Origin of the sequence: Gordonia effusa NBRC 100432 (assembly GCF_000241305.1) — a bacterium.
In the GTDB taxonomy this organism is placed as follows: Bacteria; Actinomycetota; Actinomycetes; order Mycobacteriales; family Mycobacteriaceae; genus Gordonia; species Gordonia effusa.
Genome location: NZ_BAEH01000011.1, coordinates 1 through 2,228, shown reverse-complemented (window position 1 = coordinate 2,228; position 2,228 = coordinate 1). Strand labels below are relative to the sequence as shown.

The following is a 2,228-nucleotide window of genomic DNA, read 5'->3' as shown; positions in this document are numbered from 1 at the left end:
GAATAAGTTACGCAACATCGGACAATCCAACAAATCCCCACGTCGCCCGCAATCGCTCGACGATCGTCGCAGGTCAGCGATTCCCCGACGCCGCCGTCGGACCATAGCCACCCCCAAACTACGACCGTGACGTGCACCACACCGACCGTGAGCTGCTCCGACGGCGACCGCCGCCTACTATCTGACTACACACGTTTCCCGACCATGTGAGGTGAGAAATGCCTGGATATCTCCAGGACAAGGTCATCCTGATCACCGGAGCCGCCAACGGCTTCGGCAAGGTGATCGCCAACAAATGCGCCACCGACGGCGCGCGGATCGTCGCGGTTGACGTCGACTCCGCCGGCCTGGAGGCGCTCACCGCCAGCATCCGAGACCGGGGACAACAGGCAGTTCATACGGTCGCCGATGTCACCGACCTCGCCCAACTACAGGCCGCGGTTGACCTTGCGGTCCGCACCTACGGCTGCGTCGACGTACTCGTCAACAACGCCGGCATCATGCCACTCGCCTACTTCGCCGACCATGAGCGCGCAATCGACAAGTGGCACAGGGCAATTGACATCAACATCAAGGGAGTGGTTAACGGCATCTCCGCTGTTTACGACCAGATGATCGGGCAGGGCCGCGGGCAGATCGTCAACATCTCCTCGATCTACGGCAACGCTGGAATAGAAGGTTCCGGCGTCTACAGCGCGACCAAGGCCGCGGTCACCGTTCTATCCGATTCACTGCGTATCGAAACCAAGGGCAAGATCAAGGTCACGACCGTGAAGCCAACGGGGGTGAGCGGCACCAACCTGGCCAGTCAGATCGTCAACGGCAAGGCCATCAACGGGATCGTCGGGCAACGTGCGTCGTCGTACCGGGAACATGTCGGAGCGATGCTGGCCGGTGAGTTGCCAGCCGAGCTCACCGACGCCGACTCGGTTCAGTACTGGCTCATCACCCCGGACGATCTGGCGACTGCGGTTGTGCATGTCATTGACCAGCCGTGGGGAATCAGCATCAGCGACGTGACCGTGCGGGCCAGCGGCGAGGATTACCTCTACTAGCCCGTCAGACGGCGCTGAACTCGGCACCGACCGCTTCTCCGTGCGCGGTGATGAGATCGACGACGTCGGCCGGCAGTCCGTCACTGGCGGCAACGACATCCAAGGCGTTGCTCATCACCCCGGCATCGGCAAGGACCGGCAGTTTCAGCAGTTTGCCAACCTGATCGGGCGTCATCACCCCGACCAACGGAAGCAGCGAGGCCCATTGTGCGGCGTCGTCGGTCTGCCGGACCAGATCGTCGAGAACGCCCTCGTCGAGTTCGGCGATCCGCGACGCAAGGAATCCCCGAGATTCGTCGGGCAGCTCACCGGCCAGCGGAAGCAAGTCCAGCCACATACCTTCGGCAAGCGCCTCATCCATCACCGCGGAGATCGTATCGTGCTGCTGCACAGCAGGATTCGTCGCGAACACACGTAGGGCGTCGATGCTCATCACCCGCGTCACCGGGAGCAGAGTCGACCAGGCCTGAGTTTCGTGCGCGGCTTCGACCAGCGACGCCAATACTTGCGGATCCAATTGCGCCGCAAGGTTTCCCATGGTCGCGCGGTGCTCGTCGTTGATCGCATCGAGCAGACCCAGCGCCTCGGTCCACAGCCCTTCGTCACCGGCAGCGGTGAGCACGCCGGGCAGTCGGTCGGCGATGACGTCGAAGACATGGTCAATCGCGCCGCGATCTTCGAGCAAACAGGCCACCCGGAGCAGATCCGCATCGGATATTTCGGCCGCCGCCGCGCGTAGTGCGGCCTCGGAGATCGCCCCGACGAACCTGCCAAGCGTGATGTGCTCCCGGGCCTGCACCAGGTAGTCGGCCACCTTCCCGGCCAGCTTCGGCGGCAACTCGGACAGAATCGGCCCGCACCGTCGTGGGTCGAGCTCGATCGCGGTGTTGGCGAGAAATTTCACTGGCAACATGTTGGCGATGGCGATACCGCGGGCCGGCTCAACCGAACTCGCTACGCCGGCGGTGAGCAGTGGCCCGAAGGCCAACGCGGCAGCTTTCGCCGCGACTGCCGCCGGCACCAATTTGGCAGCCGACGCAATCCGCTTCAACTTGTCACCATCGCTTGCGAACAGGCGATCACTTGCCGCACAACGGAATTCCCGGATGGCCGACGACGATACCTCCGCCAGATAGTCGAGTTCAGACTCGTCGACGCCGAGCACGCGAGCGA

Annotated in this window: 2 protein-coding genes; one reads left to right on the top strand and one right to left on the bottom strand. The window is 63.2% G+C overall.

Annotated features, from left to right (window positions below):
- Window positions 1-218: 218 nt before the first annotated feature.
- Entirely contained in the window at window positions 219-1,055 is an 837-nt protein-coding gene (locus GOEFS_RS01210; RefSeq protein WP_007316037.1) for an SDR family oxidoreductase, read from the top strand.
- Window positions 1,056-1,059: 4 nt separating this feature from the next.
- Here GOEFS_RS01210 and GOEFS_RS23345 read toward each other — a convergent pair.
- On the bottom strand, window positions 1,060-2,228 hold a 1,169-nt coding region (locus GOEFS_RS23345), incomplete at its 5' end, for a hypothetical protein (RefSeq protein ID WP_007316036.1).